At 60.6% G+C, this 26,796-nt stretch carries 19 protein-coding genes; 8 read left to right on the forward strand and 11 right to left on the reverse strand.

Annotated elements, in window-relative coordinates; translation table 11 throughout:
- The 4 genes from ACK6BI_RS13680 to ACK6BI_RS13695 all read right to left on the reverse strand — a co-directional run.
- The coding region (locus ACK6BI_RS13680) for a carbohydrate ABC transporter permease (RefSeq protein WP_409317480.1) at positions 1-824 on the reverse strand (824 nt) is incomplete at its 3' end.
- Between the two features lie 9 nt (positions 825-833).
- Positions 834-1,700: a carbohydrate ABC transporter permease gene (locus ACK6BI_RS13685; RefSeq protein WP_409317481.1), complete on the reverse strand. Its 867-nt coding sequence runs from the start codon at positions 1,698-1,700 to the stop codon at positions 834-836.
- Positions 1,697-2,806 carry an ABC transporter ATP-binding protein gene (locus ACK6BI_RS13690; protein ID WP_409317482.1) on the reverse strand — a complete coding sequence of 370 codons (1,110 nt, stop codon included), beginning with the start codon at positions 2,804-2,806 and terminating at the stop codon, positions 1,697-1,699. The genes ACK6BI_RS13685 and ACK6BI_RS13690 overlap by 4 nt, the downstream gene beginning before the upstream one ends.
- On the reverse strand, positions 2,806-3,900 hold the full coding sequence (locus ACK6BI_RS13695; protein WP_409317483.1) for an ABC transporter ATP-binding protein: 1,095 nt from the start codon (positions 3,898-3,900) through the stop codon (positions 2,806-2,808). The genes ACK6BI_RS13690 and ACK6BI_RS13695 overlap by 1 nt, the downstream gene beginning before the upstream one ends.
- A gap of 381 nt (positions 3,901-4,281) precedes the next feature.
- On the opposite strand from ACK6BI_RS13695, the gene ACK6BI_RS13700 reads away from it, so the two are divergent.
- Both ACK6BI_RS13700 and uppP read left to right on the forward strand, forming a co-directional pair.
- Entirely contained in the window at positions 4,282-6,120 is a 1,839-nt protein-coding gene (locus ACK6BI_RS13700; RefSeq protein WP_409317484.1) for a sigma-54-dependent Fis family transcriptional regulator, read from the forward strand.
- Between the two features lie 129 nt (positions 6,121-6,249).
- Positions 6,250-7,122 carry an undecaprenyl-diphosphatase UppP gene (gene uppP / locus ACK6BI_RS13705; protein WP_409317485.1) on the forward strand — a complete coding sequence of 291 codons (873 nt, stop codon included), beginning with the start codon at positions 6,250-6,252 and terminating at the stop codon, positions 7,120-7,122.
- Positions 7,123-7,189: 67 nt separating this feature from the next.
- Here the strand turns inward: uppP and ACK6BI_RS13710 are convergent, their stop codons facing one another.
- From ACK6BI_RS13710 to ACK6BI_RS13720, 3 genes are all read right to left on the reverse strand, one after another.
- Positions 7,190-8,398: an MFS transporter gene (locus tag ACK6BI_RS13710; protein ID WP_409317486.1), complete on the reverse strand. Its 1,209-nt coding sequence runs from the start codon at positions 8,396-8,398 to the stop codon at positions 7,190-7,192.
- 172 nt (positions 8,399-8,570) lie between these two features.
- Positions 8,571-9,953 carry a cysteine--tRNA ligase gene (cysS, locus tag ACK6BI_RS13715; RefSeq protein ID WP_409317487.1) on the reverse strand — a complete coding sequence of 461 codons (1,383 nt, stop codon included), beginning with the start codon at positions 9,951-9,953 and terminating at the stop codon, positions 8,571-8,573.
- 21 nt (positions 9,954-9,974) lie between these two features.
- Positions 9,975-11,675, reverse strand: a complete 1,701-nt coding sequence (locus tag ACK6BI_RS13720; protein ID WP_409317488.1) for a glutamine--tRNA ligase/YqeY domain fusion protein — start codon at positions 11,673-11,675, stop codon at positions 9,975-9,977.
- 251 nt (positions 11,676-11,926) lie between these two features.
- Between ACK6BI_RS13720 and ACK6BI_RS13725 the strand changes: the two genes are divergently transcribed.
- Positions 11,927-12,433 (forward strand): peptidylprolyl isomerase, encoded by a 507-nt coding sequence (locus tag ACK6BI_RS13725; protein WP_260520101.1) that lies wholly within the window; start codon positions 11,927-11,929, stop codon positions 12,431-12,433.
- Entirely contained in the window at positions 12,430-13,182 is a 753-nt protein-coding gene (lpxH, locus tag ACK6BI_RS13730) for a UDP-2,3-diacylglucosamine diphosphatase (protein WP_409317489.1), read from the forward strand. Before ACK6BI_RS13725 ends, lpxH begins: the two co-directional genes overlap by 4 nt.
- Before the next feature lie 125 nt (positions 13,183-13,307).
- On the opposite strand, the gene ACK6BI_RS13735 is transcribed toward lpxH, so the two are convergent.
- The 4 genes from ACK6BI_RS13735 to ACK6BI_RS13750 form a co-directional block, all read right to left on the reverse strand.
- The gene (locus ACK6BI_RS13735; protein ID WP_409317490.1) at positions 13,308-14,837 is read right to left on the reverse strand and encodes a DHA2 family efflux MFS transporter permease subunit; all 1,530 of its coding nucleotides are present in this window, start codon (positions 14,835-14,837) and stop codon (positions 13,308-13,310) included.
- Positions 14,838-14,993: 156 nt separating this feature from the next.
- A complete protein-coding gene (locus tag ACK6BI_RS13740) occupies positions 14,994-16,196 on the reverse strand; it encodes an efflux RND transporter periplasmic adaptor subunit (RefSeq protein ID WP_409317491.1) in 1,203 nt (400 codons plus the stop codon).
- Between the two features lie 15 nt (positions 16,197-16,211).
- Positions 16,212-17,681, reverse strand: coding sequence for an efflux transporter outer membrane subunit (locus tag ACK6BI_RS13745; protein WP_409317492.1), 1,470 nt, complete (start codon positions 17,679-17,681; stop codon positions 16,212-16,214).
- Complete coding sequence (locus tag ACK6BI_RS13750; RefSeq protein ID WP_409317493.1) at positions 17,671-18,153, reverse strand: MarR family winged helix-turn-helix transcriptional regulator; 483 nt, start codon at positions 18,151-18,153, stop codon at positions 17,671-17,673. Before ACK6BI_RS13750 ends, ACK6BI_RS13745 begins: the two co-directional genes overlap by 11 nt.
- A gap of 401 nt (positions 18,154-18,554) precedes the next feature.
- Between ACK6BI_RS13750 and ACK6BI_RS13755 the strand changes: the two genes are divergently transcribed.
- The 4 genes from ACK6BI_RS13755 to ACK6BI_RS13770 all read left to right on the forward strand — a co-directional run bounded on the left by ACK6BI_RS13755 (position 18,555) and on the right by ACK6BI_RS13770 (position 26,781).
- The gene (locus tag ACK6BI_RS13755; protein WP_409317494.1) at positions 18,555-19,484 is read left to right on the forward strand and encodes a fimbrial protein; all 930 of its coding nucleotides are present in this window, start codon (positions 18,555-18,557) and stop codon (positions 19,482-19,484) included.
- A gap of 55 nt (positions 19,485-19,539) precedes the next feature.
- The gene (locus tag ACK6BI_RS13760) at positions 19,540-22,353 is read left to right on the forward strand and encodes an ATP-binding protein (protein ID WP_409317495.1); all 2,814 of its coding nucleotides are present in this window, start codon (positions 19,540-19,542) and stop codon (positions 22,351-22,353) included.
- A complete protein-coding gene (locus tag ACK6BI_RS13765) occupies positions 22,340-23,527 on the forward strand; it encodes an EAL domain-containing protein (RefSeq protein WP_409317496.1) in 1,188 nt (395 codons plus the stop codon). The genes ACK6BI_RS13760 and ACK6BI_RS13765 overlap by 14 nt, the downstream gene beginning before the upstream one ends.
- 86 nt (positions 23,528-23,613) lie before the next feature.
- Entirely contained in the window at positions 23,614-26,781 is a 3,168-nt protein-coding gene (locus ACK6BI_RS13770; RefSeq protein WP_409317497.1) for an ATP-binding protein, read from the forward strand.
- Positions 26,782-26,796 lie beyond the last annotated feature (15 nt).

The raw sequence follows: 26,796 nt of genomic DNA on the forward strand, positions 1-26,796 counted from the left end.
CCTTCCTTCCCACATCCGTTCCCTAGCCCCCGGCCGCGGGAAAAGCCTGGGCCCGCGTGTTTGCGAACACCCCAGCCCACCCGCATGCCCGGCAAAGTGTTCAACCCCCCCGCCGCTGCCAGCACGCCCCAGTCAATGCCGGATGCCGACACCGTGCGCGTCATCACCGCCGCGATCGGTTTGGCGTTCACCGAGGTCAGCGTGCGCGCCAGCAGCAGTTCGACCCAGGAAAACATGAAGCAGAAAAACGCCGTCACCCCGATCCCTGAACCGATCAGCGGGATAAAAATCTTCACGAAGAACCTGGGAAAGCTGTAGCCATCGATGTAGGCGGTTTCGTCGATTTCCTTCGGCACGCCAGACATGAACCCTTCGAGAATCCACACCGCCAGCGGCACGTTGAACAGGCAATGTGCGAGCGCCACCGCGATGTGGGTGTCGAACAGGCCAATCGACGAATACAACTGGAAGAACGGCAGCAGGAACACTGCCGGCGGCGCCATGCGGTTGGTCAGCAGCCAGAAGAACAGGTGCTTGTCGCCGAGAAAGCGGTAACGGGAAAACGCATAGGCCGCCGGCAATGCCACGGTCAGGGAAATCACCGTGTTCAGGCTCACGTAATACAGCGAGTTGAGGTAACCGGTGTACCAGCTCGGATCAGTGAAAATCACCTTGTAGTTGTGCAGCGTGAAATCCTGGGGAAACAGCGTCAGGCCGCCGAGGATTTCGGTGTTGCTTTTGAACGACATGTTCAGCAGCCAGTAGATCGGCACCAGCAGGAACAGGATGTAGAGCAGCAACGGAACAAGCTTTCTTTTGCTCATGGCCGGGCCTCAGCGGTTGGCATCGCTGTGGGTCATGGCGGTATAGAACAGCCAGGACACCAGCAGGATGATCAGGAAATACACCAGCGAAAAGGCAGCCGCCGGCCCCAGGTCGAATTGGCCCACGGCCATCTGGGTCAAGGTCTGACTCAGAAACGTCGTGGCATTGCCCGGCCCGCCGCCGGTGAGCACGAACGGCTCGGTGTAGATCATGAAACTGTCCATAAAGCGCAGCATCACCGCGATCAGCAGCACGCTTTTGAGCTTGGGCAACTGGATGTGGCGGAACACCGCCCAGGCCGAAGCCCGGTCAATCCGCGCCGCCTGGTAATACACATCGGGAATCGCCCGCAGCCCGGAGAAACACAGCAGCGCCACCAGTGAAGTCCAGTGCCACACATCCATCACCAGCACCGTGACCCAGGCATCCATGGTGTTGGCCGCGTAGTTGTAGCTGATGCCCATGACGTTCAGGCTTGACCCCATCAGACCGATGTCGGCGCGGCCGAAAATCTGCCAGATGGTGCCGACCACGTTCCATGGAATCAGCAACGGAATCGCCAGCACGATCAGCACCGCCGACGACCAGCGGCCTTTGGTCGGCATGGTCAGGGCAATGGCGATTCCCAGCGGAATTTCGATCAGCAGCACGCACGCCGAATAGATGAACTGGCGCAGCAACGAGTCATGCAGCCGTGGATCGAGCAACACCTGCTTGTACCAATCGGCGCCGACGAAGTAGCGACTGGACTGGTCGAAAATGTCCTGCACCGAGTAGTTGACCACGGTCATCATCGGAATGACTGCGCTGAACGCCACCAGCAGGAACACCGGCAACACCAGCCACCAGGCCTTGTTGTTCTGCACCTTGTTCATGGCTGCACCTCTTCGCTGGCTTCGAGCAGGAATTCATCGGCGTAGACCATCAGCCATTGCGCCGGAAAACTGATATACGCCGTGCCCTGCGGCACCGGTTTGTCTTCGGCCAGGCGCACTTTCAGCGGTGCGCCGTCCAGATCCAGGGTCATGATCTTGTAGGTGCCGAGGTCTTCGACGTGTACGACCCGCGCCTGCATCGCGTCATCGAACGGCTCGTCCCACACATGAATGAACTCGGGGCGGATGCCGACCTTCAGGTTTTTCCAGTGGCCATGCTCGATATGCCGTTGCAGCGCGTCGGGCAGTGGCAGATGGGTCGAGTTGAAACCCACTCCGCCCGGCTGCGGCTGCACATCGATCAGGTTCATTCCGGGACTGCCAATGAAGTAACCGACGAAGGTGTGACTTGGCCGCTCGAACAATTCCCGTGGCGTACCGAACTGGACGATCTGACCGCCGTACATCACCGCGATCTTGTCGGCGAAGGTCGAGGCCTCCAGCTGATCGTGGGTGACGTAGACCATGGTGATATTGAACTGCTCGTGGATCTGCTTGAGCTTGCGCCGCAGTTTCCATTTCAGGTGCGGGTCGATCACTGTCAGCGGCTCATCGAACAGAATTGCCGAGACGTCGTCGCGCACCAGACCACGGCCCATAGAGACTTTCTGTTTTTCGTCGGCGGTGAGGTTGCGTGCCTTTTTGTTCAGCAGGTTTTGCAGGTCGAGGACTTCGGCGATTTCCTGCACCTTGCTGTGCACCTTCGCCTCGCCCATACCCTGATTGCGCAGCGGGAAGGCCAGGTTGTCGAACACGGTCATGGTGTCGTACACCACCGGAAACTGGAAAACCTGGGCGATGTTGCGTTTCTCCGGGGTCAGGTCGTTGACCGCCTGGCCGTCGAACAACACATGCCCCTGGGACGGGCTGAGCAGGCCGGAAATGATGTTGAGCAAGGTCGACTTGCCGCAACCTGACGGGCCGAGCAAGGCATAGGCGCCGCCCTGCTCCCAGATGTGGTCCATCTCGCGGATCGCGTAGTCTTCCGGCCCGCCCGGGTGCTTGCTGTAGCTGTGGGCGAGGTGTTGCAAACGGATTTCGGCCATCAGGCAACCCTCGCGACGCGCCGGCCCGGTGCCTGGACCAGACGGCCCTGCGCATCGAACACGAACAGTTTATGGGTCGGGATATAGACGCGGATCGGCGCATCGACGTCGTACTCGTGAACGCCGGGCAGGTGCAGTACCAGCAGGAAATGCTCGTTGCGCACATGCAGGAAGGTTTCCGAGCCGCTGATCTCCGCCACCTCGACCGTCACCGCCAGTTCCAGGTCATCGTCGTTGCTCGGCACCAGCGAGATATGGCTCGGGCGCACGCCGAAACGGAACTCACCCTCGCCCACCGGACGCAGATCGACATTCAGCGGAAAGTGCACGAAATTGGCGAAGCTGACTTCGTTGCCGGCGATACGTCCCGGCATCAGGTTGATCGGCGGCTCGGAGAACAATTCAGCCGCCAGCACCGTTTGCGGCTGGTGATAGACCTCGGTCGACGGGCCGCTCTGGATCACCCGGCCTTCGTGCAGAAGTGTGGTGGTGCCGCCCAGCGCCAGCGCTTCGTTGGGCTCGGTGGTGGCATAGATGGCAATGGTGTGGCGCGCCTTGAACAGCTCACGCATTTCCTGGCGCAGCTCTTCGCGCAGTTTGTAGTCGAGGTTGACCAGCGGCTCATCGAACAGGATCAGTTCGGCATCCTTGACCAGCGCCCGGGCCATGGCGGTGCGCTGTTGCTGGCCGCCGGACAGCTCCAGCGGATAACGCTGCAAGAATTTCTCGATGCGCAGCATCTTCGCAGTGTCCTGCACCTTGGCCTGGATCTGCTCGTTGGAAATCCCGGCCTGGCGCAGCGGTGAAGCAATGTTCTCGAAGACCGTCATGGTCGGGTAGTTGATGAACTGCTGATACACCATCGACACGTTGCGCAGACGCACCGGGCGCTGTGTGACATCGACCCCGTTCATCAGGATGCGCCCGCTGTCGGGCTTGTCCAGACCGGCCATCAGACGCATGAGGCTGGTCTTGCCGGACAACGTGCGCCCGAGCAGAACGTTGAAGGATCCGGGTTCGAATTTCAGGTTCGCATCATCGATCCAGGTCTGGCCGTCGACGGTGCGGCTGACGTGCTCCAGGGTGAGTGACATGGCTCGGCCTTTTTATTATTGGAATCAAGCGACGTATGCAGTAGAGCGACATTCGTGCCAGAAACCCCAAGCCGTTGATTCGCCGCGAAAATCGCCGAAAACACAGGCAAACAACCTTCATTGCTGAACACATTTGAACAGTTCAATGATTGACAATGAACAATAGTGAACAACACTCTATGAACGCTTTTTACCCGTTCTCAAACGCGATTCAGATCTCGGTGGGAGCGAGCCTGCTCGCGAATGCAGTGTGTCAGTCGATGCAGTTCTGACTGATCGGGCGCATTCGCGAGCAGGCTCGCTCCCACAAGGGATCTGTGTCGTGTTCAAGAAATGGGCTCATAACAACAATAAAAACGCTGCTTTCAGAGGCTGACGGCCATGCCCGCACCTGCCCCGCCGCTTTCCCATGAAGCCATCGTCCAGGACTCCTGGTCCCGTTGCCGGGCCTTCGGTCTCAAGCATCAAAGCGTTCCGGCATTCGATCAGTTGCCCGCCTCCGGCATCGCGCAGTTGCTCGACAGCCATCATTCGCTGGTGCAGACCACCCATCAGGAAGTGCTGCCCTACTACGAAAACATCCTCAGTAACTCCAATTGCCTGATCATGCTGGCCGACAATCAGGGCCAGGTGCTGACGTCCTGGGGCACCCAGCGCTTCATCGAGCCCAATCTGGCCCGGGGCTTTCAGGCCGGCGCGAGCTGGATGGAACACGCCAGCGGCACCAATGCGATCGGCACCGCGCTGGCCTGCGAACAGGCGGTACACATCGAGCATGACGAGCATTTCCTCAAGGCCAACCGGTTCATGACCGGCTCTGCCGCGCCGATTTTCAACGCCGAACGCAAGGTCATCGCGGTGCTCGATGTGTCCAGCGACAGCTACCTGCCGCCCTCGCACACTCTTGGCATGGTCAAGATGATGAGCCAGACCGTGGAGAACCGGCTGATCCTCAACCTGTTCCATGGCCAGCATTTTCAACTGACCTTCAACACCGGGCTGAACAACCTGGACAGCCAATGGGCAGGGCTGCTGATCTTCGATGAGAGTGGCCAGGTGCTCTCTGCCAACCGCCGGGCCGACAATCTGTTGGGCGTGCGCCTGTCACGGGTGAGTGTCGAAAGTCTGTTCAAGGTGTCACTGCTGGAGTTGCTCAATCAGCCGGACGGCTTGCCGTTTTCCTTGCAGACGTCGGGGCGCAACCGATTCCAGTGCCTGTTGAAACGGCCCAAACAGGCACCGGTTCAGGCGCGGGTGTTTGCCGCAGTCCCCGAATCTGCCCCACCCAGAGGCATCAGCCTCAACACCCTGCACTTCGGCGACAGCCGCGTGGAAAAGGCTGTGCGCCAGGCCGAACGGCTGTTGGAAAAAGACATTCCTCTGCTGATCCACGGTGAAACCGGCGTCGGCAAGGAGGTCTTCGTCAAAGCCCTGCACCAGGCCAGTTCCCGCAGCAAACAGGCGTTCATCGCCGTTAACTGCGCGGCTATTCCCGCCGAACTGGTGGAGTCCGAACTGTTCGGCTACGAAAAAGGCGCCTTCACCGGCGCCAACCAGAAAGGCAGCATCGGCCTGATCCGCAAGGCTGACAAAGGCACGCTGTTCCTCGACGAAATCGGCGACATGCCGCTGCCGACCCAGGCCCGCCTGTTGCGCGTGTTGCAGGAGCGTTGCGTGCAACCGGTAGGCAGCAGCGAGTTGTTCCCGGTGGACCTGCGGATCATCTCCGCCACCAACCGCTCATTGCGCGAGCAGGTACAACTGGGGCGGTTTCGCGAGGATTTGTACTACCGCATCGGCGGCCTGACCCTGGAACTGCCGCCGCTGCGCGAGCGCAGCGACAGACAAGCGCTGTTCAAGCGTTTGTGGGAACAGCATCGCGAATCCACACAATGGGCAGGATTGAGCCGTGAAGTATTGGAGTTGTTCGATCGTCATCCGTGGCCGGGCAACCTGCGGCAGGTCAGCAGCGTGATGCAGGTGGCGCTGGCCATGGCTGAAGAGCAACCGATACGGCCCGAACATCTGCCGGATGATTTCTTTGTCGATCTGGAAATGGAGCCGCTGGATACGCCGGAACCCCTGGCAATCGATCTGAATGATGGCGAAGCGTTGAGCAGGGAGTTGAAGGCGGCCGGGGGCAATATTTCCCACCTGGCGCGGCGGTTGGGGGTAAGCCGCAATACCCTTTACAAGCGGCTGCGTCAGGCGGAAGGCTGACGGCTGTTCGCGAAGACGTCAGTCCGGACACCCTAAAAAACCCTTCACTGCAGCCATTGACCGTACCGACTAGACTGTGACGAAATGTTTCAGACTTCCCCTCTTCCTGATCCTCACAGGGTACGTTCTTTGACCAACATCTGTTCTACCGGCCTTGATATCGGCTTCGCCTCGCTGGATTACCTGCAAATCGGTTTCCTCGGCATCATTCAAGGCATCACCGAATTGCTGCCCGTTTCCTCTACCGCCCACATGCGCATCGTCCCGGCCCTGCTCGGCTGGCCGGATCCCGGCTCGGCGTTTTCCGCGGCCATGCAACTGGCCGCACTGGCGGCGGTGGTCAGTTATTTCTGGCGCGACGTGAGACAAGTCGCGACCGGCAGTCTGGAGGCCGTGCGACAACGGGACTTCAACAATCAATGGTTCATTCTCGCGGTGGCCATCGTACTGGCGACCCTCCCCATCGGTATTGCCGGCATCGCCTTGTCCTCGACGCTCAATGCCTGCAACTCGCCATTGCGCGGCTTGATGGTGATCGGGGTTTCCTGCGTGGTGATGGCGGTGCTGCTGGCCATCGCCGAACTCACCTGTCGTCATCGCCGCACCGTCGGCGAAATGCGTCTGCGCGATGCGCTGATCGTCGGTATTGCACAGATCGGGGCGCTGATTCCCGGGGTTTCGCGTTCGGGTTCAACCCTGACGGCGGCGCTTTTCCTCAATTTCAAACGGGAAGAAGCAGCACGTTTCTCCTTTCTCCTCGGGTTGCCGGCCATCGCGCTGGCGGGGTTGAAGGAGTTGTGGGTGTTGTTCCATGCGCAGCTGCCGGCACCAGTCTGGGCGCACCTGATTTTCGGGCTGGTGATTGCCAGTATCTCGGCGTTTTTCGCGATCTGGGGCCTGATGCGTTTTCTGGAGAAGTTCTCCACCTGGCCTTTCGTGATTTACCGCGCGCTGCTCGGAGTCTTCCTGATCGTGGCGGTCAGCAAAGGTCTGTTGAGCTAAGACCTGCCGCAAAAGACAAAACCCGCCTGGTGCGGGTTTTGTTTTTTTTGCTTTCGTACAACGCATGTCAGGGGCAGGTCGGTTCAACACTGGTGGTTGACACGGCACCCAATGTACGCAACCCGAGCAACACCACTATCAGCATCCCCAGCCCGGCGAGAACGGCTACGCCAAAACCTGCACGAGCGCCATAAGCATCAACAATCAGACCTGAGAGCAAACCTCCCAGGGCGACGCCAATGCTGATGCCGGTGGCCATCCATGTCAGCCCTTCGGTGATCCTCGACGGTGGGAGGATGATCGTCCCCAGTTTCATGACCACGACCATCGTTGGCGCGAACGACAGGCCGGCGATAAACAGCATCGCCGAGAGGACATAAACGTCAGGAGCGAACAAAGGCAATACGCCTGTGATTGCCGTGACCAATATCCCGACGAAGAACTGCTTTTCTATCGGCAGGGAAACCCTCAACGCACCAAACGTCAGGCCCGCCACCAGCGAACCAAACGCATAGGCGGCCAGGATGAAGGTCGCAGAGGCAGGCCAGCCTTGCGCATTGGCGAAGGCGACAACGGCGACATCGATCGAGCCTCCGATTGCGCCCATCGCCAACAGCGCCAGCACGATGGTGGAAACACCGGGAATCAGCAAGGTTGAACCCGTATGCCTCGTATGGCCCACAACTACCTTGGGCTCGGTCTGACGCTGCAGGAGAAACGCCGTCACCCCGACGGCCAGCAGCCCGACCGCGACCAGCGGCCCGGCCTCGGCAAAAAGGCTCACGCTCAAACCGATCGCCAAGGGTGGGCCGATGATGTAAGCAAGTTCGGTCAACACCGAATCCACAGAGAACGCTGTGTGCAGCTGCGGCTTGCCCCGGAACAATTGTGTCCAGCGTGCCCGGATCATCGACGGCATGCTTGGCATCGTGCCCGCCAATCCGGCCAGAATAAAAAACAACGTCGCCGGCGCGCTCATATGGACGACGAAGATCAGGGCCAGCAACATGCCGATGCTGAAAGTCGTCACGACAGGCAGCACGCGGCTCTGACCACGCTGATCGACGAGTTTCGAGATGTACGGGCCGATCAGTGCATTGGCGAGGGTAAACGTACCGGCGACTGCGCCGGCCAGCCAGTAGACACCGGTTTGCTCCACCAACATGGTAATGATGCCAATGCCGATCATCGCCTGCGGCAATCGCGCAATAGCGCTCGCGAGCATCAACCCCGTTGCGCCTGGGGTTGTCAGGAGTTCGCGATAGTGGTTTGTCATGATTTCTCCATTCCATGAGCGTCGCCGACCAACATCCCGCTACAAGGGCTGCAGCCCATGTCGGCCTCGTCAGACATCAAGACCTACGCGCAGAGCAAAAGCAACTAGCGCCTGAACAGCGGAAAAACAAAAACCCGCACAAGGCGGGTTTTGTTTGTAGCAATCACGGCAATCAGTCAGCCAGACGCCAGGTCGTGCCGCCCTTGCCGTCTTCCAGCACCACGCCCATGGCGGTGAGCTGGTCGCGGATGCGGTCGGACTCGGCCCAGTCCTTGCCGGCACGTGCCGCCAGACGCGCCGCGATCAGCGCCTCGACTTCGGCGGCATCGACACGCCCTTCGGCGCCGGCCTGCAGGAAGTCATCGGCTTCGAGCTGCAACACACCCAGTACGCTGGCCAGTTCTTTCAGGCGCGCCGCCAGACCGGCCGCTGCGTCGAGATCGCTCTCGCGCAGACGGTTGATCTCACGCACCATCTCGAACAGCACCGCGCAGGCTTCCGGCGTGCCGAAGTCGTCGTTCATCACCGTGGTGAAACGCTCGACGAAGGCTTCGCCACCGGCCGGAGCAACGTTCGGCAGGCCTTTCAACGCGTGGTAGAAACGCTCCAGGGCGCCCTTGGCGTCCTTGAGGTTGTCTTCCGAGTAGTTGATCGCGCTGCGGTAGTGGCTCGACACCAGCAGGTAACGCACGACTTCCGGGTGGTATTTGTCGAGCACGTCGCGAATGGTGAAGAAGTTGTTCAAGGACTTGGACATCTTCTCGCCATTGATACGGATCATGCCGCAGTGCATCCACGCGTTGGCGTAGGTCTTGCCGGTCGCCGCTTCGCTCTGGGCGATTTCGTTTTCGTGGTGCGGGAACTCCAGATCGCTGCCGCCGCCATGAATGTCGAACGTCTCACCGAGGCAGCAGGTGGACATCACCGAGCACTCGATGTGCCAGCCCGGACGCCCGGGGCCCCATGGCGATTCCCAGCTCGGCTCGCCCGGCTTGACGCCTTTCCACAGCACGAAGTCCAGCGGATCTTCCTTGGCTTCGTCGACCTCGATCCGCGCACCGATGCGCAGGTCTTCGACCTTCTTGCGCGACAGCTTGCCGTAGCCCATGAACTTGCCGACGCGGTAGTACACGTCGCCATTGCCCGGGGCGTAGGCGTAACCCTTGTCGATCAGGGTCTGGATCATCGCATGCATGCCCGGAATGTGATCCGTGGCGCGCGGCTCCATGTCCGGCTTCTTGATATTCAGGCGCGCTTCGTCTTCGTGCATCGCGGCGATCATGCGCTCGGTCAACGCTTCGAACGACTCGCCGTTCTCGTTGGCCCGGTTGATGATCTTGTCGTCGATGTCGGTGATGTTGCGCACGTAGGTCAGGTCATACCCGCTGAACCGCAACCAGCGGGTCACCAGGTCGAATGCGACCATGCTGCGGCCATGGCCCAGGTGGCAGTAGTCGTATACGGTCATCCCGCAGACGTACATGCGCACCTTGTTGCCATCCAGCGGCTTGAAGACTTCTTTGCTCTTGGTGAGCGTGTTGTAGATCGTCAGCACTTTAATTTCCTTGACGCAGAATCACTGGCCCCACGAATCACGCAGGGTCACGGTACGGTTGAATACCGGCTGGCCTGGTTTCGAGTCCTTGAGATCCGCGACGAAGTAACCTTCGCGCTCGAACTGGAAACGGTCTTCCGGCTGTGCATTGCCCAGCGAGGGTTCGGCACGACAACCGGTCAGCACTTGCAGTGAGTCAGGGTTGATGTTGTCCAGGAAACTGGCGCTGTCTTCGGCCTTCTCCGGGTTCGGAGAGCGGAACAGGCGATCGTACAGACGCACTTCGCACTCGACGCTGGCAGCGGCCGGCACCCAGTGGATCACACCTTTGACCTTGCGGCCTTCAGGGTTCTTGCCCAGGGTGTCCGGATCGTACGAGCAACGCAGTTCGACGATGTTGCCGTCGGCGTCCTTGATCGCTTCGTCGGCACGGATCACGTAGCTGCCGCGCAGACGCACTTCGCCGTTCGGCTCCAGACGCTTGTAGCCCTTTGGCGGCTCTTCCATGAAGTCATCGCGGTCGATGTAGATTTCACGGGCGAACGGCAGCTTGCGCACACCGAGTTCCTCTTTCTGCGGATGACGCGGCAGTTCGAGGTTTTCGACCTGATCTTCAGGGTAGTTGGTGATCACGACTTTCAGCGGGCGCAGCACGCACATGGCGCGCGGGGCGTTCGCGTCCAGGTCCTGACGGATGCTGAATTCGAGCATGCCGAAGTCGACCACGCCGTCGGAACGGTTGGTGCCGATCATTTCGCAGAAGTTGCGGATCGATGCCGGCGTGTAGCCCCGGCGACGGAAGCCCGACAACGTGGACATGCGCGGATCGTCCCAGCCGTTGACGTGTTTCTCGTCAACCAGTTGCTTGAGCTTGCGCTTGCTGGTGATGGTGTAGTTGAGGTTCAGACGGCTGAACTCGTACTGGCGCGGGTGCGCCGGCACCGGCAGTGCGTCGAGGAACCACTCGTACAGCGGACGATGGCTTTCGAACTCCAGGGTGCAGATCGAGTGGGTGATGCCTTCGATGGCGTCCGACTGACCGTGGGTGAAGTCGTAGTTCGGGTAGATGCACCACTTGTCACCGGTCTGATGGTGATGGGCGTGGCGGATGCGATACATGATCGGGTCGCGCAGGTTCATGTTCGGCGAGGCCATGTCGATCTTGGCGCGCAGCACGCGGGCGCCGTCCGGGAACTCGCCGGCGCGCATGCGGGCGAACAAGTCCAGGTTCTCTTCCACCGAACGGTCGCGGAACGGGCTGTTCTTGCCCGGCTCGGTCAGGCTGCCGCGGTATTCCCTGGCCTGTTCAGGCGTCAGGTCGTCGACGTAGGCCTTGCCGGCCTTGATCAGCTCGACAGCCCAGTCGTGCAGCTGATCGAAGTATTGCGAGGCGTAGCGCACTTCGCCGGACCACTCGAAGCCCAGCCATTTGACGTCACGTTCGATGGCGTCGATGTATTCCTGGTCTTCCTTGGCCGGGTTGGTGTCGTCGAAACGCAGGTGCGTGACGCCGCCGAACTCCTGGGCCAGGCCGAAGTTCACGCAGATCGACTTGGCATGGCCGATGTGCAGGTAGCCGTTGGGCTCAGGCGGGAAACGGGTGACGATCTGGGTGTGCTTGCCCGAGTCCAGGTCTGCCTGGATGATCGGCCGCAGGAAATTGACCGGCACGGCAGGGCCGGACTTGGCATTCGAGGTAGGGTCGACAGTGGGCTTGCTCATAGGATCCTTGACTTACATGTGCGCGGCCGCAAAGGGGGCCAGACAAAACAAAGCCGCTATCATAGCCGATGCTGTCAAGGGGCTGACAGAGCAGGCCCTTATAAAGGCGTGCATTTAATCGCCGGCAATTGAAAAACTGCCTCGAAATTCGCGTCTGTCACGCTAAACTGCGCTCCTTGGCCGAAGCAGGCTGAACCGGTTGCGGGGCTTGAGGCTCCAAGACCACGGATTCCCAATAAAGAGTAATGACCATGACTCAAGTCAAACTGACCACCAACCACGGTGACATCGTCATCGAACTGAACGCTGAAAAAGCCCCGATCACCGTGGCCAACTTCATCGAATACGTCAAAGCCGGTCACTACGAAAACACCGTTTTCCACCGTGTCATCGGTAACTTCATGATCCAGGGCGGCGGTTTCGAGCCAGGCATGAAAGAAAAGAAAGACAAGCGTCCAAGCATCCAGAACGAAGCCGACAACGGTCTTTCCAACGACAAGTACACCATCGCCATGGCCCGCACCATGGAGCCGCATTCGGCTTCCGCGCAGTTCTTCATCAACGTGGCCGACAACACCTTCCTGAACCACAGCGGCAAGAACGTTCAAGGCTGGGGCTATGCAGTATTCGGCAAAGTGACCGCCGGTACTGAAGTCGTCGACAGCATCAAGAAAGTGGCAACCGGCTCCAAGGCTGGCCACCAGGACGTACCAAGCGAAGACGTGATCATCGAGAAAGCCGAGATCATCGAAGCGTGATATTGCTGATTTCAGACTTGCATCTGGAAGAGGAGCGCCCGGACATCACCCGGGCGTTTCTGGATTTGCTCGCCGGACGCGCCCGCTCGGCGAGTGCGTTGTACATCCTGGGCGATTTTTTCGAGGCATGGATCGGCGACGACGCCATGACCCCTTTCCAGCGTTCCATCTGCCAGGCCCTGCGCGAATTGAGCGACAGCGGCACGGCCATTTTTCTCATGCACGGCAATCGCGACTTTTTGCTCGGCAAGACTTTCTGCAAGGAGGCCGGCTGCACGCTGCTGAAAGACCCGAGTGTCGTGCAGCTCGCAGGCGAGCCGGTGCTGCTGATGCATGGCGACAGCCTCTGCACCCGCGACGAAGCCTACATGAAGCTGCGTCGCTACCTGCGCAACCCGATCACCCTGTTCATCCTGCGCCATCTGCCCTTGAGCACCCGCCACAAACTGGCGCGCAAGCTGCGCAGCGAAAGCCGCGCACAGACGCGGATGAAAGCCAATGACATCGTCGATGTCACGCCGGAGGAAATTCCGCGGATCATGCAGGAGTACGGCGTGAAAACCCTGGTTCACGGGCACACCCACCGCCCGGCCATTCACAAGTTGCAGATCGGCGATCAGGCGGCGAAGCGTATTGTGTTGGGGGACTGGGATCGTCAGGGCTGGGCGTTGCAGGTGGACGAGAACGGGTTTGCGTTGGCGCCGTTTGATTTTGCCCCGCCGCCACAGCTGGCAGCACCCGCCAACTGACTGAGTACAGGTCCAATTGTGGGAGCGAGCCTGCTCGCGATCGCGGTATTACATTCAGCATTTCTGTTGACTGATTCATCGCTATCGCGAGCAGGCTCGCTCCCACATTTGATCGGATTGCCGACTCAGTGACCGCTGGCTGCCGGGCCTGCCTTGGCAGCAAACGGCGGCTTGGCCAGCCAAACAATCAAGATCAACCCCATGAACCCCCATCCCAGCAGCGTGAAGTAATCCACGGTGGATAGCATGTACGCCTGACTCGTCAGCACATGATCGAGCTGCGCATACGCCGGATTGCTCGCCCCGCCCAATTGATTCAGCGCCTCACGGGTTGCCGGCTCATAGGTGCTGATGCTTTCGCTCATGTAGGCATGATGCTGATCCGCCCGGCGAATCCAGATCCAGGTGGTCAGCGACGCTGCAAAGCTGCCGCCCAGTGTCCGCAGGAATGTCGCCAGACCGGCGCCGTCGGCAATCTGGCTCGGCGGCAGGTCGGACATCAGGATGCTCAGGGTCGGCATGAAGAACAGCGCCACGCCGATCCCCATGAACAGCTGCACCAGCGCAATGTGCTGAAAATCCACTTCGTTGGTGAATTCGGCACGCATGAAGCAGCTCAGACCGATCGCCAGGAACGCCAGCCCGGCCAGCAGTCGCAAGTCGAACTTGTGCGCATACTTGCCGACAAAAGGCGACAGCAACACCGGCAGAATTCCGATCGGCGCCACCGCCAGACCGGCCCAGGTCGCGGTGTAACCCATCTGGGTCTGCAACCACTGCGGCAGGATCAGGTTGATGCCGAAGAACCCGGCGTAACCCAACACCAGCACCAGCGTGCCGATGCGGAAGTTGCGGTGGGCGAACAGGCGCAGATTGACCACCGGATGCCGGTCGGTCATTTCCCAGATCACGAACACCGCCAGCGCAATCACCGAAATCGCCGCGCCGATGATGATGAAGTCGGATTCGAACCAGTCCAGGTCATTGCCCTTGTCGAGAATCACCTGCAAGGCCCCCACGCCGATGATGAGCGTGATCAACCCGACGTAATCCATCGGTTGACGGCTGGTGACCACCGGGCGTTTGGCCAGTTGCGAACGCACCACCATCACCGCGAATACGCCAATCGGCACGTTGATGAAGAAGATCCACGGCCAGCTGTAACTGTCGGTGATCCAGCCGCCGAGAATCGGGCCGGCAATCGGCGCCACCACCGTGACCATCGCCAGTAACGCCAGGGCCATGCCGCGCCTGGCGGGCGGGTACACCGCGATCAACAGCGTCTGGGTCATCGGGTACAGCGGCCCGGCCACCAGCCCTTGCAGCACGCGGAAACCGATCAGCTCTGGCATCGAGGTGGAAATACCGCAGAGAAAAGAGGCCAGCACAAACAGCATGGTGGCCCAGAGAAACAGCTTCACCTCGCCGAAACGCCGGCTCAGCCAGCCGGTGAGCGGCAGCGCGATGGCGTTGCTCACGGCGAACGAGGTAATGACCCAGGTGCCCTGCTCCGAACTCACGCCGAGGTTGCCGGAAATGGTCGGCAGCGCCACGTTGGCGATGGTGGTGTCGAGCACTTGCATGAAGGTCGCCAGCGACAGGCCGATGGTGCTGAGCAACAGGCTGGGTGGCGAAAAAGAAGCGTTATTGCTCATCGCGAATCCTATGGAGCCGGGTTGGCGGCGTGTCTGTTACAGACACAGCTGCCCTTTGTGGGAGCGAGCCTGCTCGCGAAAGCGGTGTGTCAGACAACGTCTATGTTGAATGTCAGGCAGCTTCGCAAGCTGGCTCGCTCCCACAGAGGAAGGAAATCAGCGTTGCGCGGTCTTGCTGACCACGGCGCTGTTGTCGTGGATCAGTTGCGTGATCATCGCGTCGGCTTCGCTCAATTGACGGTCGTAGACGCTGGTGCTGAACGAGGCCTGTTGCGGCGGTTGCTGGGCCAGTACCGGACCGCTCTGGTCATGCAGATTGACCTCGACGTTGGTCGACAGACCGACGCGCAGCGGATGCTTGGCCAGTTCTTCGGCGTTGATGTGAATCCGCACCGGGACACGCTGCACGATCTTGATCCAGTTGCCGGTGGCGTTCTGCGCCGGCAACAAGGCGAACGCGCTGCCGGTGCCGGCACCGAGGCTGTCAACGGTGCCGCTGAACTTCACGTCGCTGCCGTAGATGTCGGATTCGATGTCCACCGGTTGACCGATGCGCATGTCGCGCAATTGAGTTTCCTTGAAGTTGGCGTCGATCCACAGTTGATCCAGCGGGATCACCGCCATCAGCGCGGTACCCGGCTGCACACGCTGACCGAGCTGCACGGTGCGCTTGGCGACGTAACCGGTGACCGGCGCGATCAGCGTGCTGCGAGCGTTGTTCAGGTAGGCCTGACGCAACTCTGCGGCGGCGGCCATCACGTCCGGGTGCGACGACACCACGGTATCGTCGACCAGCGCGCTGGTGGTTTTCAGTTGCTGTTTTGCATTGGCCAGGGCGTTTTGCGCCGAGGTCAGGTCATCGCGAGCGTGGGACAGTTCTTCCTGGGAAATGGCCCCGCCGGCGGCGAGATTCTTCCGCCGGTTGAAGTTGTCTTGGGCTTTCTGCACTTCGGCCTGCTGCGCATTGACCTGGGCCTTCATGCCATCGACGTTGCTGTACAGGCCGCGCACCTGACGCACGGTGCGCGCCAGCTTCGCCTGTGCACTTTGCAGTCCGACCTGGGCGTCGTTCGGGTCGAAATTGATCAACACCTGGCCTTCGTGAACCAGATCGCCATCATCGGCGCCGATGCTGACCACGGTGCCGGTCACCAGCGGCGTGATTTCCACCACATTGCCGTTGACGTAGGCGTCGTCGGTGCTTTCGCTCCAGCGGCCGATGAATTCGTGATACGCCCAGACGCCGGCGCCGGTGAGCGCAACCACAAGGGCCAGCACCAGCAGCATCACTTTGCGCTTGCGCGGATTGCCGGTGTCGGGGGCGTTGTCTTGAGCTTGAGTGTTTTCGGCAGTGGCCATGACAAATACCTTGAATTAGTTGTGCGCGATGGCTGGGCTGGCGTTGCCGGCGGTCAGGATTTGCCCCTGAAAGCCGCCACCCAGTGCTTGCATCAGTTGAATCGACAGGTCGATCTGCTCGGCATTCAAGGTCGCCAGCTGACGCTGGGCCTGCAGCAATTGCTGCTCGATGCTGAGCACGTCCAGGTAGTTGCCGATGCCGGAACCGTAACGCTGGACCACGGTGTTGTAAGAATCCTGAGCAATATCGGTCGCGTGCTGCTGGGCGCCGATCTGCCGGCCGATGTCACGCAACTGGTTGATCGTGTCACCGACATCGCCCAAGGCTTTCACCAGACTTTTGTTGTACTGCGCCACGGCCAGGTCGTAATCGGCATCCCGGGCATCGAGGTTGGCGCGCAACCGGCCCCCGTCGAAGATCGGCAACGAAACAGTCGGGGCAATGTTGAAGAAGCGACTGGCGGAGCCGAACATTGCGTCACCCAATAACGATTCGGCACCGGCGGAGGCCGACAGGTTCAAGTTGGGATAGAAGCGGGTTTTGGCCGAGTCGATGTCCTTGCTCGCAGCCTCGACACGCCAGCGCGCGGCGACCAGATCCGGGCGACGACCCAGCAGTTCGGCGGGCAAAACCGATGGCAACGCCACAGCACTGGCCTGCAAGACTTTCGGCCGGGCGATCTCGTTGCCGCGATCCGGGCCTTTGCCGAGCAATACCGCCAGAGCGATTTTCGCGCTGTTCAGGCGCTTTTCGGCGTCGATCAGGCTGGCTTCGGCGCTGGCCTCCAGGCTTTGGGTCTGCTGGAACTGGTACTGGCTGTCGATTCCGGCGCCCAGACGACGTTGGCTCAGGTCGAGCATCTGCTGAGTGCGCTTGAGGTCTTCGCTGGCCAGGTCATAAACGATGTGCGCCTCACCCAGATCGCTGTAGGCCCGGGCCACGTCGGCGGCCAGGGTCAGTTGCGCGGCCTGACGGTCGACTTCAGCGGCACGTGCCTGGCCGAGCGCAGCTTCCCAGGCGTCACGCTGACCGCCCCACAGGTCGAAGTTGTAATTGAAACCGGCACTGATGTTGCGCGTGGTGGCGTAGGCATCGCCCTGCCCTCGCGGGTCCTGATCCTTGGCCAGACGCGAACGGCTGATGCCTGCGCTGGCGTCGAGGGTCGGATAGCGCTCGGCATCGGCGGCATAGGCCGCGGCGCTGGCCTGATGAGCGCGCGCTTCGGCGATCTGCATGTCCGGGCTGTCTTTCAGGGCCTCGCGGATCAGGCCGTCGAGCTGCGGATCGCCGAGGCTGGTCCACCAGTCGCTTTTCGGCCACGCGGCCTGGGACAGGCTGACGCCGTTGAGCGATTGCCCGGCCTTGAGGGTTTTCGCATCGAGGCTGGCACCCTGGGTATCGAGGCCACTGTAGTTGGCGCAACCGGCGAGGATCATCGTCGACAGCACCAGTGTCAGGCTGCTGCGCAAGGTTTTACCGCTCATTGTGTTCACCTAGCCGCTGGATGGTGATCGGGTCACCGGCCGCCAGCAAAATTTTCTTGAGGATGTATTCCAGGGTTTTCAACTCGTCCGTAGTGACGGCGCCAGCCAGTTCATTCATGGCGTCGGCGCCGATGTATGGCAGGCGATCGGCCAGTTGCTGGCCCTGCTCGGTGAGTTTGAGTTGCACCTGACGGCGATCGCCTTCGCTGCGTTGGCGAACCAGAAAACCTTTCTGCTCCAGACGGTCGAGCATGCGAGTCATCGAACCGCTGTCCAGCGACAGGTGCCGGCACAGCTCGGCCGGGGTGTCGACGCCGAACTGGGCCATGATGATCAACACCTTGAACTGCGCGGCGGTGATGCCGTGGGGTTCCATGTGGGTGTCGATGATCCTGTCCTTGAGCAAGGCGGCACGGCCGAGCAACAGGCCGAGGTGACAATGCTTGAATTCATCCGGGGTGAAATGCTTCATGTACGCACCTAATAACTGCCTAGGCAGTGAATGTATGTCGAGATGTTACTGCCTAGGCAGCGAATGTCAACGTAATAGTTAGGTTGCTTTGTAATTAGTTGACCAGCGGACTGGGGTTTTCGGGCGGGATGTCCTCACGAGCGAATCCCTCGGGACATGCGCCAACCCAAAAAATGGCCACGGCACCGGGATCGGACGTGCTCGCATAGAAGTAAGACAGCGTGGGCGCCAGCGCGCGGCTGAACGTTTTGAGCAAAGAGGGCAAGTCAGCTTTCTAGGAATCGCCTGATGTCCATCGGCAGGCACCGCGCTTAAGTTACGGCGCCCTTTGGCCGACACGTAAAGCCCTCTTCATGAAGCATTTAAAACTTCAGAGCTTCCTGTTCCCCCTGGTCTCAACAATGATGCTGGCATGCGTCTCGCAAGCCATGGCCGGCAGCTGCACAGTCGTCGATTCGACCACCGAAACCCTTAACTTCGGCGCCAGCCTGGCCAACACCAGTCTGACGATTCCTGCTGACACGCCTAATGGAACGGTGGTCTATCAAGACACCCTGCAAGGGTCCGCCCACACCTGGGAGTGCGCGCAGGCATCGCAATATGGCGTACTGCTGGATTCCAGACTGGGCAACGTCTCCGGCAAAGTAACGACGTTCCCCTTAGGCAAATCCGGACTGTCGTACCGCATCTGGATAGGGGCATTGGATCGATACGAGTCGTCGTTGAGCACCATCAATGCGACCCCCGCTGGTGCGAATTATGGCTTCAACGCCGGCAGTATCCGCCTGGAGATCATCAAGAGCGGCGAGCTGGCTTCGCAGGTCAAGGTCGATGCAGGCGCCCTGGGCACCCTGCAAGACGATGATCTTGTCCTGATAAGATTCAATCTGAGCAACCCCATCGTACTGAATGCCGCCTCGTGCCAGACCCCGTCCGTACCGGTGGCCATGGGTGATGACTATCAACTCCATGAGTTTCGCGAGGCTGGCGCCACCCCTCGCAAGGTGCGGTTCAACATTGGCTTGAATCAGTGCCGGACCGGCATCAAGAAAGTCACTTACTCGCTCAAGGCCAACACCCCGGTCATCGACGCCGCAAAAGGCATCGTCACGCTCAACGACAGCTCCACCGCGAAAGACGTCGGCCTGCAGTTGTTCAATGATGCCGGGCAACCGATCGGACTGGACACGACCTACCCGTTCGATGCGTTCACGACCACCGGCACCGACTTCAAGATTCCCTTGTCGGCATCGTATTACCGTCTGACGACAGAGGAACTCAAGGCCGGCAGCGCCAACACCGAAGTCACCTTCATCGTGAACTACCTGTAACCAATCTAAGGATCGTCTGATTTTCCCGGTATCCGACCGTCCCTACAGTGCCGGGATGAGATTAAAGAACTACCTCCATCAGATCAGCCCCGTCCTGTCCACGCCCCATGCCGCGCGCCGCCTGCTGCGCATTTTTGCCTTCGTACTGCTGGTGGGCATACTCGGCGGCGCATACAGCTTCCTGCTGTTTACCTTCAACAATGAAATCTCACAGCGGCGCAGCTACATGAGCAGCGCCATCGCCGAGGCGCACACTTTTTTCACCACTCGCGAAGCACTGCTCAGAAGCCTGAGCCTGTCGGCGACGCGCAAAGTCGAAATAGAGGCTCCGGTCTCCGATGAAGAAATACGCCTGCTGCTGGGGCAAGCACCGGGCCCGCAATGGAGTATCTGGCTGACCCGGCGCATGCGCGATTACCTCACGGCCCGACAATTGAACCTGATCTACGTCAGCAGCGATTCCCGGGCCCAAGTGTTACGCCTGCACAACGCAACGCCGATGGTCGGTGACGTTTCTCAGGCCATGCTGGATCAACTGCAAGCCCTCAAATATCAAAACACCGGCGCCCTGCAAGAACTCTGGCTGACCCATGCCGTTGACGGGCATTCGCAGTTGTACATTTTCATTCGGCTGGACGAACGCGACATCGACTCCGGCTGGCTCGGCCTGGAAATGGACGACCGCGAAGTCTCCAGTGCCTTGAGTGACCACAGTGCAGGCGAGTTCACTATGTTCAACGCGCAGGGCATGCCGCTCTTCAGCAACAGCCTTAAACCGCCGCCGGGACAGGATCTGCCGCTTCTGCGGCAGCAGGACTTTTTCGGTTTTGTCGGAAACGGCTGGTGGCCCGAGCAACTGGTGCTGCGCAAACAATTGAAGTCATCGGACTGGCAGCTCACCTACTCCATCGATTTGCTGGCGGTGCTGTCGGCATTGTGGCCACAAATGCTGGGGGCGCTGCTGTTCTGCCTGCTGAGTAGCGGCCTGGTGTGCGGGTTGACCCGACGTCTGGAATACCGCTTCATCAACCCGGCGATTCATCGGATCCAGGCACTGGTGGAGAGCGAGTTGTTCAGTCGCGACGTGATCCAGACCGCCCCGGTGGCGCTCTGCGTACTGCGACGCACCGATGGCCAGGTGGTGCTGGAAAACACTCTCGCCCGCCAATGGCTGGGCGAGTGCCGCGCGCAACTGGGCGCCGGCTGGATCCGCGAGGCTTTCGACGCTACCGAGCCGCGCCTGACGGATGACTTCGAGACCACAGACGGCCGCCACCTTTACCTGAGTTGTGCGCCCACCCGCTACAAAGGCGAGGACGTATTGCTGTGTGCGTTCAGCGACATCAGTGCGCGACGACAAATCGAAGCGGCACTGGAGCAAGCCCGCCAATCGGCAGACGCCGCCAATGAAGCCAAGACCTTGTTCCTAGCGACCATGAGCCACGAAATCCGCACACCGCTTTACGGCGTGCTCGGCACGCTGGAATTGCTTGCCCGAACACAACTGGATAGCCGACAGAAAAGTTACCTGCAAGCCATCGAGGGCTCGTCCGCCACGCTGCTGCAACTGATCTGCGACGTGCTGGATGTGTCGAAGATCGAGGCCGGACAATTGGCCCTGGAGTTGAGCGAGTTCTGCCCCACGACACTGGCGCAAGAGGTCGTGCAAGGTTACGCGGCAGCGGCGCAGAGCAAAGGCTTGCAACTGTATGCCTGCCTCGACCCGCAACTGCCGGATTGTTTGAGGGGGGATGCCAGCCGCGTGCGGCAGATCCTCAACAATCTGCTGAACAACGCGGTCAAGTTCACCGACTCCGGCCGTGTGGTGCTAAGGGTCAAACTGCTTCGTCGCGAAGGCGAGCGCGTGTGCCTGCAATGGCAAGTCTCGGACACCGGAAAAGGCATCGCTCATGACGATCAGGCCTTCATTTTCGAACCGTTTTACCAGACCGAGGGCAACACCAACGTGGTGGCCGGCACCGGCCTGGGCCTGCCCATTTGCCAACGGTTGACGCACTTGATGAATGGCACCCTGCGCATGGTCAGCGAGCCCGGGCTGGGCAGCAGTTTTTCCCTGAGCGTGCCGCTGGAGCAGCGGCCCTGCAATGCACCACCTGCAGCCTTGCCGGCGTTGGCGCCGGATACGGTTTATGTAGTCTCGCCCATCCGCGAACTGGCCGATAGCATCAGCGGCTGGCTACGCCGCTGGGGTGCCCGACCGCAGATCGGCGCACCTGACGCCCTGGAACCTGACACGACGGCTGTGTTGCTGGAACTCTATCCCACGCCCTGCGAACAACGTTCCAGACCAGCATGGCAAGGGCCGCGAGTACTGGCCAGCGGCGACGCTGCCCACGAGCCACCGTTCAACGGTGATGGCTGGAAGGTCAACCTGAACGATCTGGCCGCGATCCAGCGCGCGGTTCGCCTGGCCCAGGGCGGCCCGGTTGCGCAGCGCACGGAACCACGCGAACCCTACGCTGTGCGGCCATTGCGCCTGCATATTCTGGTGGCAGAAGACAACGTCATCAACCAGCTGATCCTGCGCGATCAGCTAGAGGAACTGGGCTGCAAAGTGACGTTATCCGGCGATGGCGAGGAAGCGTTGTCGCTCTGGCGCGAGCGCGCGTTCGACATCGTTCTGACCGACGTCAACATGCCCCGACTCAACGGCTACGAACTGGCCATGGCCCTGCGCCGCCAAGGCGGTACCACCCCGATCATCGGCGCCACCGCCAACGCGATGCGCGGTGAAGACGCCTTGTGCCTGGCCGCCGGCATGAATCACTGCCTGGTCAAACCATTTACGCTACGAGCCTTGTTCGCTGTCCTGGCTCCCTACGCACGAGTTGCTCATGAAGCCCTGTAGCATTTTGATTGTCGAAGACCACCCCTTCCAGCACCTGTACTTGCAGAACCTGTTCAACGAACTGGGTGAGTTCGACGTCGTGTGTGCCAGGGACGGCGAAGCCGCACTGGCCTGCCTGAAAAAACGCGACTTCGACCTGGTACTCACCGACCTGCTGATGCCAGGCATGGACGGCGTGCAGTTCATTCAGGGCCTTGCCGCACAACGTTCGCGTCCCGCGCTGGCCATCATGAGTGCAGCCTCACGCCGTATGTTGATGGGTGCCAGCCTGGTGGCGAGCAACCTGCAAGTGAAGGTGATCGGGCTGATTTCCAAGCCGGTGAGCACGGCCGCACTGCGCTGCCTGATCGATCAATTGCAGGCACTGCGCCAGTCGGCGCCGACCGAGAACCGCGAAGGCATCGACCGTCAGAGTATTCTGCAGGCGCTGGACAACGGCGAACTGCAAGCCTGGTTCCAGCCCAAGAAAGCCCTGAACAATGGCCGGATCGTGGCCGCCGAAGCACTGGTGCGCTGGATTCATCCCGAGCACGGCACGTTGCTGCCCGGCGCATTCCTGCCGGCGCTGATCGCCTGCGGCCTGGAAGAACAATTGCTGTGGCGGGTGCTGGAGCAAGCGATTGCCGCCCAAATCGTCTGGCGCCAGCAGGGCTATGACATACCGGTTTCGATCAACCTGCCCACGCACTTGCTCAACAGCCACGACCTGCCCGACCGCATCCTTGCGTTCGTGCTGGCCCATCAAGGATTACCGGCACGTATCTGCTTCGAGTTGATGGAATGCTCGGTGCCCGATGACATCAGCAACTTCTACGCCGGTGCCTGCCGTTTGCGGATCAAAGGGTTCGAGCTGTCCCAGGACGATTTCGGCAAGGGCTACAGCTCCTACATGAACCTGGTGTCGGCCCCCTTCACCGAATTGAAGATCGACCGTGCGCTGGTGCAGGGCTGCAATGCCAACGAGGAACTGGCCCAGGCCCTGACCAGCATTGTCAGCCTGGGGCGGCAGTTGGGACTGACCGTGGTGGCGGAAGGTGTGGAAACCGCGCAAGAGCTTGCTCTGTTGCGTAAAATCGACTGCACTCAGGTTCAGGGTTTCCTGATCTCTCACGCCGTGTCTTCGGATCAGTTCCAGCAATTGCTGACCCATGACGGGCCGGCAAACGTTTATTGACCCGCAGGCCGGTGTTGACGAACGTCACTTGCTATCGAGGTCACCGTGTCCAAAGACTTTCCCATCACTGCAATCCAGGCACGCTGATGCCGCATCCCGACGCCGTCCTGGAAAAACTCGCCAGCAGTTCATCGCGCCTGAACAAGGGCCTGCTGGTGCTGACCGCCCTCGTATTACTGTTGCTCGGCATCAGCTACGTGGGGGTCATGCGCATGATCGAAGAACGGCGCGATACCTTGCAGTTTCATTTTGCCGCGCTGATGGAGAATGTCCGCGAACAGGAAGTGTTCCTGCGCGATATCGTCCGTGAAAGCACCAAGGGCGAGCGGCTGCCCTCAAGCACGCTGCCGCCTCCCGTACAAAAGGTCCTGCCCGAAGAAGGGCCGAACACTTATGAAGGCCGCGGCCTGCCGTTTTCGCTCCCCTACAGCCTGAAGATCAATCCGGACAAAATCGCCCCCGATCAATACCCCGCAATCTTCACGATCGGCACTCACCTGGCCGCCTACTACAGCGCGTTCTGGTCGGCGTCACACTATCAGTCGCCCCAGGTCGTCCTGGTCAATGGTCCCGACAACTTTGATGTGGTCGTGCCCGCCGCCGGACGTCTGCGCGGGGCGAGCCCGATGCAGATCGATGAATTGGTTCAGGCGACGACCCAGGTGAACAAACGCATGCGCGCGCACAACTCGCCGCCACGCGACCTTCAGGTGCACTGGGAACCCTATTCATCCGCCCGCGACAACAAGACCGCCCCCACCCTGATGGCCTACGTGAGCATCAACCTGGCCGGGAACACGCGGACCATCGAGGGCGCCGATACCTGGGTGATAGTGGCCTCGCTGCTGAACCTGTCTCAGGTCAATAACATCGAACGGCTGATGAAGTGGGCAATCTACGACAACTTCACCTTGATCACGCCCGGCGGTGTAATCCTGACGGGCGCCCTGAAACCCGGCCAGACGCTGCATGAGGGGGTGAACTTCAATCGCGACGGTCTGGTGTTCAAACTGACCAGCCCCGGAGAGGCGAACTGGACGGCGATCTACGTCATCAGTGTGCAGAGTTTTCTTGATTACGCACTCTGGCCATTGCTGTGCCTGATCGCAATGGTCCTGGCGATCCTCGGCTGCAGTCGTGCCATCAATCGCTGGTACCGGACCCGGGTCATCCTGCCTGCACAGCGTGCACACGCCAGCATCGCCGAAAGCGAGGCGTTCAGCCGCACGGTGATCGATACGGCGCCGACCGGCCTGTGCGTGATCCGGCGTAGCGACCACCACGTGCTGCTGGAAAACCGGCGCGCCCAGCAATGGCATGACAACAGCCAGTTGATGAGTTTGCTCACATCGTGCAACGAGTCCGGCCACGCCGACATCGAAATCGACGGGCGCCATCTGCATGTTGCCTTCGTGCCCACCCGCTACCAGGGTCAGGACGCCTGGCTGTGTGCCTTGCATGACGTGACCCGGCATGTCGAGGACGCGCAGGCACTGGAAGAGGCGCGCCAGGCCGCCGACTCGGCGAATCAGGCCAAGAGCCGGTTCCTCGCCACCATGAGTCATGAGATCCGTACCCCCCTGTACGGCGTGCTGGGCACTCTGGAATTGCTTGACCTGACGCCGCTCACCCCGCGCCAGCAGGATTACTTGCACACCATCCAGCGCTCCTCCGCCACATTGTTCCAGCTGATCAGCGATGTACTGGATGTGTCGAAAATCGAAGCCGGGCAGATGACCCTGGAGCTTCAGGATTTCTGTCCCCTGGAACTGACCGAAGACACCGTGCGCGCCTACAGCGCCTTCGCCCGGTCCAAGGGTCTGCAACTCTATGCCTGCATCGACGCGACATTGCCGGACCGGGTGCGCGGTGACCCGCTGCGGATTCGCCAGATTCTCAACAACCTGCTGAGCAACGCGATCAAGTTCACCGACAACGGCCGCGTTGTCCTCAGGGCACGGGTGCTGGACAGCCTCGACGGTCGCGTCAACGTGCAGTGGCAGGTCAGCGATTCGGGGATGGGGATTTCCCAGGCGCAGCAACAGCAGTTGTTCGCCCCTTTCTATCAGGTCAACAACGCGACCGAACAGGCCGGTGCAGGTCTCGGTCTGGCGATTTGCAAATGGCTGTGCGAATTGATGGACGGGCAGTTGAACGTGGTCAGCGAACCCGGACTGGGCAGCAGCTTCACCCTGCAGCTCGGACTGGAGCGCGTACCCGGCGAGTTGCCCGACTGCCCCGTTTTCAGCCCTGGTACTCCCGCCGTTTATGTGCGCGCGCAAGTCACCGAGCTGGCACAACATCTGATTGGCTGGCTCAGCCGCTTTGGTCTCGAATGCCGCCTGGTGACGGACGAAACGTCAGCGCCATCGGCGCTGTTGGTGGAGTTTTCCTCCCTCCCCCACACCCCGCCCTGGCCCGGTCCCAGGATCATTGCCACACCGGACGGGCCCAACCCCTCGCAGCGACGCGGTACCGACCGAGAGGGCAACGCCGACGATGTCCGTGCGATCGCCTGGGCCATCTACATGGCCCGACACGGCGCCAGTACCGACAATCATCCCGTGCCGTCGGAAAAGAACCGGCGCTTGAACCTGCAGGTGCTGGTGGCGGAAGACAACGTGATCAACTCGGCCATCATCAAGGAGCAACTGGAGGTGCTGGGCTGCACGGTGACTGTCGCGGCCAATGGCGAACAGGCCCTGGCACAGTGGTCTCCCGGACGCTTCGACCTGGTGCTGACCGACGTCAACATGCCAATCATGAACGGTTACCAACTGGCGGCCGCGTTGCGCCAGCAGGACCCGGCATTGCCGATCATCGGTGTCACCGCCAACGCCCTGCGCGAAGAAGGCGAACGCTGCGCCGCCGTCGGCATGAATGCCTGGATGGTCAAGCCGCTCAACCTCGCGCACCTGCGCGAGCACCTTGAAAAACACTGCAAAATCGACCTGCCCGCGGCCATCGTCGCGCCGATACAGCTTTCCCCGAAAATGCGCGAACTGTTTGTCACGACCCTGCGCCAGGACGTATCCGCCACACTGGCGGCGCTGGATAACGCCGACGCCACGCGTGTAGCCCAGCAACTGCACAGTATGGCGGGCGCCCTGGGTGCGGCGCAGGTCGAAGCCATGGCCACGACATTTGTCGATCTGGAATGCCGTCTGAACGGCATGGAAGTGACCACCGCCCTGGACCTGGAGGTCCGCCAGAATCTGGCTCGACTGAAAGACTTACTGGATACCCTTGAATAATTTCACTCTGGAAAA

It is taken from the genome of Pseudomonas sp. KCJK9016, from assembly GCF_046231795.1.
Lineage (GTDB): Bacteria > Pseudomonadota > Gammaproteobacteria > Pseudomonadales > Pseudomonadaceae > Aquipseudomonas > Aquipseudomonas bananamidigenes.

What these genes read in the sequence shown, in the direction of transcription:
- ACK6BI_RS13685 (WP_409317481.1), bottom strand. Translation starts at nt 1,700, where the DNA reads ATGAACAAGGTGCAGAACAACAAGGCCTGGTGGCTGGTGTTGCCGGTG.
- ACK6BI_RS13690 (WP_409317482.1), bottom strand. Translation starts at nt 2,806, where the DNA reads ATGGCCGAAATCCGTTTGCAACACCTCGCCCACAGCTACAGCAAGCAC.
- ACK6BI_RS13695 (WP_409317483.1), bottom strand. Translation starts at nt 3,900, where the DNA reads ATGTCACTCACCCTGGAGCACGTCAGCCGCACCGTCGACGGCCAGACC.
- ACK6BI_RS13700 (WP_409317484.1), top strand. Translation starts at nt 4,282, where the DNA reads ATGCCCGCACCTGCCCCGCCGCTTTCCCATGAAGCCATCGTCCAGGAC.
- ACK6BI_RS13710 (WP_409317486.1), bottom strand. Translation starts at nt 8,398, where the DNA reads ATGACAAACCACTATCGCGAACTCCTGACAACCCCAGGCGCAACGGGG.
- ACK6BI_RS13720 (WP_409317488.1), bottom strand. Translation starts at nt 11,675, where the DNA reads ATGAGCAAGCCCACTGTCGACCCTACCTCGAATGCCAAGTCCGGCCCT.
- ACK6BI_RS13725 (WP_260520101.1), top strand. Translation starts at nt 11,927, where the DNA reads ATGACTCAAGTCAAACTGACCACCAACCACGGTGACATCGTCATCGAA.
- ACK6BI_RS13735 (WP_409317490.1), bottom strand. Translation starts at nt 14,837, where the DNA reads ATGAGCAATAACGCTTCTTTTTCGCCACCCAGCCTGTTGCTCAGCACC.
- ACK6BI_RS13740 (WP_409317491.1), bottom strand. Translation starts at nt 16,196, where the DNA reads ATGGCCACTGCCGAAAACACTCAAGCTCAAGACAACGCCCCCGACACC.
- ACK6BI_RS13745 (WP_409317492.1), bottom strand. Translation starts at nt 17,681, where the DNA reads ATGAGCGGTAAAACCTTGCGCAGCAGCCTGACACTGGTGCTGTCGACG.
- ACK6BI_RS13750 (WP_409317493.1), bottom strand. Translation starts at nt 18,153, where the DNA reads ATGAAGCATTTCACCCCGGATGAATTCAAGCATTGTCACCTCGGCCTG.
- ACK6BI_RS13755 (WP_409317494.1), top strand. Translation starts at nt 18,555, where the DNA reads ATGATGCTGGCATGCGTCTCGCAAGCCATGGCCGGCAGCTGCACAGTC.
- ACK6BI_RS13760 (WP_409317495.1), top strand. Translation starts at nt 19,540, where the DNA reads ATGAGATTAAAGAACTACCTCCATCAGATCAGCCCCGTCCTGTCCACG.
- ACK6BI_RS13765 (WP_409317496.1), top strand. Translation starts at nt 22,340, where the DNA reads ATGAAGCCCTGTAGCATTTTGATTGTCGAAGACCACCCCTTCCAGCAC.
- ACK6BI_RS13770 (WP_409317497.1), top strand. Translation starts at nt 23,614, where the DNA reads ATGCCGCATCCCGACGCCGTCCTGGAAAAACTCGCCAGCAGTTCATCG.